Below are 5677 nucleotides of genomic sequence, written 5' to 3'. Positions count from 1 at the left end.
TATCGCTAATTTACTAATTTTATTAGTATTTAACAAGTGACTACTTCAATAAATTGATATGCGCCCAGATGACTTAGAAACCCGGTACAAAAGACTAAAAACAATTAATAACATTCTGCTAGTTTATGTTCTACTATCTTTTGTTATCATGGCCTATAATAGTTTCTTCTAAAGCCTCACCCTGAATTAAGGGATGATTCCTTCCGAAAATTTAATTGGTGCCCAAATTAAAGGAATCGAAAAGCGGTTATATAACTCTTTTGGTTATAACAGTCTGGTAAGTTTCGACCTTGAATATATTTATACGTAATCCGATGCGGATAATCTACCTGGAGCAAATCAAATTATTATGTACAGGGTGACAGGCCTGCAGCCCAGCTAAGGATTGGACCTCGCCCTGCAGGCTACAGAAATGGTACTGTTCACATCCGGCTTGAGGTAGAATGTAAATAAATTTACAAATTCTGTAAAATATCAGGCATTAGGATTATTTTTAACCACCATTTTGCACGTTGCAGACCGAAATTATTTAAGCAGAGCATCACCGAATGAAGAATACCAAGACATCAGATAAGGTTTTTAGTGAGGAAATAAAGAAACCATCAGACTTTAAGTTTGGCGCTACAGTAGCCAATGCTTTCGACGACATGGTGGAACGGTCTGTTCCGTTCTATAACGAGATCCAGAGGATGATCATTGAGCAGGCCATTGAGCATGCAGAGCCAGGGACTAACGTGATCGATCTGGGTTGTTCAACAGGAACAACGATGATTGGTCTGAATCCATATGTAGACGATTCTATCAAGTTTATCGGCATAGACGATTCCGCAGAAATGCTCAAGAAGTGCGATTTGAAGCTCAAAGAAGCGAATTTTACGCGACCTTATAATCTTGTCCTTGGAGACCTGCATGAAGATGTTAAGATCGAAAACGCCTCTGTAGTCATTCTATGCCTGACATTGCAGTTCGTAAGACCGATATACCGCGAGAAGCTGATCAAAAGAATATTTGATGGCCTCACAAAAGGCGGGGTGTTAATCGTGTCTGAGAAGATCCTTGCAGAAGACAGCCTGTTCAACCGGAATTTCATAAAATACTACTACGATTATAAAAGAAGGAATAGCTACAGCGAAATGGAGATCTCTCAAAAAAGGGAAGCTCTTGAAAATGTGCTGATCCCTTATAAGCTGAGTGAGAACGTTAAAATGTTCAGGGAAGCCGGGTTTTCACATATAGAAACCTTCTTTAAATGGTATAACTTTTCAGGCTTCATTGCGATAAAAAACTGAGATGCTGGCCATAGGAAACTTTTTCTTCAAATACAGGAACCTCCTGTTTATCTTTTTATATCTCGCTTTATTTATTCCCTCATCCGAGATTTTCAGGGAGGAGACATTCGGCCCGAACTATTTTTTATACCCGCTTATTTTAGGACTGTCGATTACCATTTTCGGCCAGCTGATTCGTGGAGTCACCATTGCCCTGAAGTATATAGTAAGAGGAGGTAAAAACAAAGAGGTATATGCTGATGATCTGATTACTGAGGGAATATTTACTCATTGCAGGAACCCCTTGTATGTAGGGAATATCCTGATGCTCGTGGGTGTTGGGATCTTAATAAACTCCCTGTTATTTGTAGCTGTTTTTATTCCTTTGTTCTTGTTCATTTATCAGGCAATCGTACTTGCTGAAGAGCAATTTCTTCGTAATAAATTTAAAGGGCAGTTTGAAGCGTATTGCAGCAAGGTCAGCAGATGGTGGATTAATTTTAACGGCCTCGGTAAGACCATATCAAATATGGATTTTAATGGAAAGAGGTGGCTGATAAAAGAATATAATACTCAAACAGTATGGGCGGCCGGGATAGTGGTGATCCTGCTTTTCTATTATCCACAGTTAACGGATTACGATACAGATCTGCGGGATAATATCTTTATGGCTTCCCTGATGATTCTGGGAGTCTATTATTTCACAATCAGGTATTTGAAAAAGAGCGGGACCTGGAAAGGGTAATTATCTGTTATCAGTATTCAGTAATCGGTAATCAGTGCTTGACGCCTATTCCTGATTACCGATTACTGTTTAGCCCGGGTGTTAAACCACTTTCGATTTACCTGGTATCGCAAAAGGATACATCCCATTTGAATCCGGCAGTATTTTAGGCATAGCATCCCAGCTTAAAACATCCGGCATCAGGTTTACCTGAGAGTTAAGGGCATCGTCCCACTTAACTTCTTTTCCCGAATACGTGGCATAACGGCCGAGCAGCGAAGTTAGGGTGCTCTTAGCTACCCGTTCGGCATCCGCAAATTTAAATTCTCCTTTGTCGATTGCTTCAAACAGTTCATCGTGTTCAGTTTGATAAGGATTTGGATCACCTTTACCCGCATGGTTAAATAAAACGTTGCCTTTGGTATCCCACAGTTTTCCGGTATTTGTAGTTGCATTCAAGTAGACCCTTCCTTTAGTTCCCTGGAAGCTTTCATCTACACGGTTCAGGGTGCCTTCATGGTGCCGGCATTGGCTTTGGATCACGGATCCATCGGCATAAATAAACTCAACCGTATGATTATCGTAGATCTCTCCATGATCCTTTCCCGTGCGAAGGAAACGGCTGCCAGTACCCTGTGCTGAAACCGGGTAAGCATTCTTTACCCAATTGGCGACATCGATATTATGCACATGCTGTTCATTGATATGATCGCCACACAGCCAGTTAAAATAGTACCAGTTGCGCATCTGATATTCCATTTCAGTTTGCCCTGCGACGCGGGGTTTTACCCAAACACCGCCACTGTTCCAATACACCTGTCCAGAAACTATATCGCCGGCTACACCATCTTCAATCCGTTTTATAGTCTCCCTGTAGGTTTTCTGGTAACGGCGCTGTAAGCCGACAACCACATTGAGTTTCTTACGTTTGGCTTCTTCGGCTGTTGCCAGTACACTCCTTATGCCTGGAGAATCAGTAGCGACCGGTTTCTCCATGAAAACATGTTTGTTTTGTTTTATCGCTTCCGCAAAATGCACCGGGCGGAAACCCGGGGGAGTGACTAAAAGAACTACGTCGGCTTCCGCAATAGCATGCTTATAAGCATCAAAACCTACGAATTTCTTATCTTCTGGTACATCAACCTTTTCTTTGCCAAATTTTTTGAACGCTGCATTATAGCTTTGGGCCAGCCGGTCGCGGAAAGCATCAGCCATTGCTACAACCTTGAGATTGTATTTTGTGCTCAAGGCCTGGAACAATGCACCAGAGCCCCTGTTACCGCAGCCAACCAGCGCTATCTTTATAGTGCCGCCTTCTTCGGCATACACTCCTGAAAATGGAATGTTGCTTAGCATTGCTCCACCAGCAATTATTGCCGATGTTTTCAGAAACGCTCTTCGTTGTGTTTGAGGAGTAGATTTTTTCTTTAAGCTCATTTTGTTTAGTGTTTAATAGTCTGCAATCGGTTTTTGATTATAAAATGCATCAATTTGTTCTTTGGAAGGTGTGATAAAAGGCCTTACAAGCCGTATCCCTACAAAAGGCGCTTCAGGGAACCACCAGTTACTCTTGGGTATCTGAGGATCGATTCGTTTCCAGTTTGGATCAGAACCCCGGCGGGCTGCGGATCTCAAAGCTGTTGCATCGTCTTCAAATGATCCGCCGCGAACACTGTGAGGATATAAATTCTCTGCTTTTGCGAGAGGATCACTCGCTTTGCCGGGATTCAGTGAGTAGTAGTTTGGTATATACTGATCCAGAGTCCACTCTGCAACATTGCCATGCATATCGTACAAACCCCATTGATTTGGCTTTTTACCACCAACAGGATGCGTTTTTTCCATACTGTTTGACCTGGACCAGGCATAGTCTGAGAGCAGTGCAGTATCACTCCCAAAAGAGAAGGCAGTCTGAGAGCCCGCCCTGCAGGCGTATTCCCACTCAGCTTCTGTTGGTAGTCTGTAAAAAACGCCAGTCCGCGTATAAAGCCATTTGCAGAACTGCAGTGCATTAAACTGAGTCATCCCCACAGCCGGATGTCCTTCTTTGCCCATACCGAAAGTCATATCAAGGTAAGGTTTCGAAGGGCGGGTGATCGCATCTACCCCGAGGCTTTTGGTCTGATCATAATCCTGGTAAACAAAAAGTTCATATATGTCCCAGGTAATTTCGTTAGAGCTCATCCAGAACGGGCTAATCTTTACCAAACGCGCAGGTTCTTCATCTGGTTTATGTCCGGGTTCAATGCCGGGGCTGCCCATTTTAAATTCCCCTCCGGGAATAGCTTTCATATCAAACTTCACATTTACCCCCGGAATGTTTTGGGTATAATGTGGGTTCTTTTTTTCCTGGGCGATTATAATTTCTGAGAGGAATAATAGAAATGCGAAAAGAAGGTTGAATTTTTTATAATTAATCATTAGATATACGTGGTATTCGATGGAAAAATAAATTTAACCTTTCATACCGAATATCCACAATAATATGATTGAAAGATTTTTTCCGTTATGAATGGACAATAGTGGAATATATTTTGTTAGAGTAATTAACGGTACTACTCGTATACCTAAAACCTTACCTAAATTCAAATGAAAGACAAGGAATTTTATCTGTCGGCAGAGATCAAGTATAACTGCGTGGATGTAGTCAAAATGTGGGGTACCGATTTTGAGCTTAAGGTTTATTCTCTGACAGATACGGACTACGAAGTTGCAGAGAATTGCATTGAGTTGTATGGAGCGTCGAAACCAGATCTCTATGCTTTTGAGGTCAGTTTAGATGACGAGCTTTCATACGATTATATGAACGATGCTATTGTCTGGTATGCAAATCATATCGGTAATCCTGATATGGAAGTATTGCGTACCGATCCGCGTGCCGATTTCCTGCACGACAATCTTCCTAAGACCGAGATTTAAAAAGTCAAAAACTCAATAAAAGGATTTTTTTGCATCTTCAATCCTGAATGGAGCTGATTAAAAAATGCAGGAAATTTTTACACGGTATTTCAAACCCCATTTCTATGAAGATAGAGAGGAGAAAGTTAGAAATAGTTCCAGGAATAGGCAGTCGTTAAGTCAGCGTTTTCAAGATCCTTTTATCTTCATCTGCTTTCTCAATTCCTCCTCAATTTTGTTGCAGCTTACTAAAAAGGGCTTGTCAACGATACTTATATTGAAAGACTGACCCACTACTTTATAAGTGCCTGACACCTTGCCAAGCGGTGAGCTGATGGCAAAATTCCCATCTGAGTTATTTCCTGCAAACGAGCCACCAGCACCTGAGATTGCCTGTTCAGCGGATCTTAGCAGTTCATCCGCCTCGCCACTAAAATCAATTGATATATTACATTTTGCCATTTTCTATGTCTTTATTTCTTTGTCTTAATCTTTCTTCTGCAATCTTTACTTCATCTTTTTCGGCGATGATTGTATCCAGCGAGATTTCGCGATGAGATTCGCTCGTATTCTCTTTTTTTGGTGATTCCAATCCGGGTTTAGCAATAGCTTTGTCCGTGTCAGATCCTTTTTTCTTTTTACCTGTCGTAGCTTTCATAAAATTCGGGTAGGTCTTAAGCTAACAAGAGAAAAAGAGAAATGTTCGGAATTTATTTATCTAATCTTTTGATTTTTAATATTTTTTGTACATTTGCAATCCAATTCTGAAAGGGGGTATCTGTATATT

General features: G+C 41.3%; 7 protein-coding genes. 3 read left to right on the top strand and 4 right to left on the bottom strand.

The genetic code is table 11. The features are described 5' to 3' along the window. Positions 1 to 548: 548 nt before the first annotated feature. Both cmoA and WKF69_RS18410 read left to right on the top strand, forming a co-directional pair. A complete protein-coding gene (gene cmoA / locus WKF69_RS18415; RefSeq protein ID WP_340383834.1) occupies positions 549 to 1289 on the top strand; it encodes a carboxy-S-adenosyl-L-methionine synthase CmoA in 741 nt (246 codons plus the stop codon). Between the two features lies 1 nt (position 1290). Continuing rightward, complete coding sequence (locus WKF69_RS18410; RefSeq protein WP_340383832.1) at positions 1291 to 2013, top strand: isoprenylcysteine carboxylmethyltransferase family protein; 723 nt, start codon at positions 1291 to 1293, stop codon at positions 2011 to 2013. An 81-nt stretch (positions 2014 to 2094) separates the two neighbouring features. On the opposite strand, the gene WKF69_RS18405 is transcribed toward WKF69_RS18410, so the two are convergent. Beyond that, entirely contained in the window at positions 2095 to 3429 is a 1335-nt protein-coding gene (locus tag WKF69_RS18405) for a Gfo/Idh/MocA family oxidoreductase (RefSeq protein ID WP_340383830.1), read from the bottom strand. A gap of 12 nt (positions 3430 to 3441) precedes the next feature. Continuing rightward, positions 3442 to 4413 carry an SUMF1/EgtB/PvdO family nonheme iron enzyme gene (locus tag WKF69_RS18400; protein WP_340383828.1) on the bottom strand — a complete coding sequence of 324 codons (972 nt, stop codon included), beginning with the start codon at positions 4411 to 4413 and terminating at the stop codon, positions 3442 to 3444. Between the two features lie 168 nt (positions 4414 to 4581). On the opposite strand from WKF69_RS18400, the gene WKF69_RS18395 reads away from it, so the two are divergent. Then, positions 4582 to 4911 (top strand): hypothetical protein, encoded by a 330-nt coding sequence (locus WKF69_RS18395; protein ID WP_340383826.1) that lies wholly within the window; start codon positions 4582 to 4584, stop codon positions 4909 to 4911. Between the two features lie 168 nt (positions 4912 to 5079). Here WKF69_RS18395 and WKF69_RS18390 read toward each other — a convergent pair whose 3' ends face one another. Both WKF69_RS18390 and WKF69_RS18385 read right to left on the bottom strand, forming a co-directional pair. Beyond that, on the bottom strand, positions 5080 to 5352 hold the full coding sequence (locus WKF69_RS18390) for a hypothetical protein (RefSeq protein WP_340383824.1): 273 nt from the start codon (positions 5350 to 5352) through the stop codon (positions 5080 to 5082). Then, complete coding sequence (locus tag WKF69_RS18385) at positions 5339 to 5548, bottom strand: hypothetical protein (protein WP_340383822.1); 210 nt, start codon at positions 5546 to 5548, stop codon at positions 5339 to 5341. The genes WKF69_RS18390 and WKF69_RS18385 overlap by 14 nt, the downstream gene beginning before the upstream one ends. Positions 5549 to 5677 lie beyond the last annotated feature (129 nt).

It is taken from the genome of Daejeonella sp., from assembly GCF_037719425.1.
GTDB lineage: Bacteria > Bacteroidota > Bacteroidia > Sphingobacteriales > Sphingobacteriaceae > Daejeonella.
This window is presented reverse-complemented; position numbering and strand designations above follow the sequence as displayed.

What these genes read in the sequence shown, in the direction of transcription:
- WKF69_RS18395 (WP_340383826.1), top strand. Translation starts at nt 4,582, where the DNA reads ATGAAAGACAAGGAATTTTATCTGTCGGCAGAGATCAAGTATAACTGC.
- WKF69_RS18410 (WP_340383832.1), top strand. Translation starts at nt 1,291, where the DNA reads ATGCTGGCCATAGGAAACTTTTTCTTCAAATACAGGAACCTCCTGTTT.
- cmoA (WP_340383834.1), top strand. Translation starts at nt 549, where the DNA reads ATGAAGAATACCAAGACATCAGATAAGGTTTTTAGTGAGGAAATAAAG.
- WKF69_RS18400 (WP_340383828.1), bottom strand. Translation starts at nt 4,413, where the DNA reads ATGATTAATTATAAAAAATTCAACCTTCTTTTCGCATTTCTATTATTC.
- WKF69_RS18385 (WP_340383822.1), bottom strand. Translation starts at nt 5,548, where the DNA reads ATGAAAGCTACGACAGGTAAAAAGAAAAAAGGATCTGACACGGACAAA.
- WKF69_RS18390 (WP_340383824.1), bottom strand. Translation starts at nt 5,352, where the DNA reads ATGGCAAAATGTAATATATCAATTGATTTTAGTGGCGAGGCGGATGAA.
- WKF69_RS18405 (WP_340383830.1), bottom strand. Translation starts at nt 3,429, where the DNA reads ATGAGCTTAAAGAAAAAATCTACTCCTCAAACACAACGAAGAGCGTTT.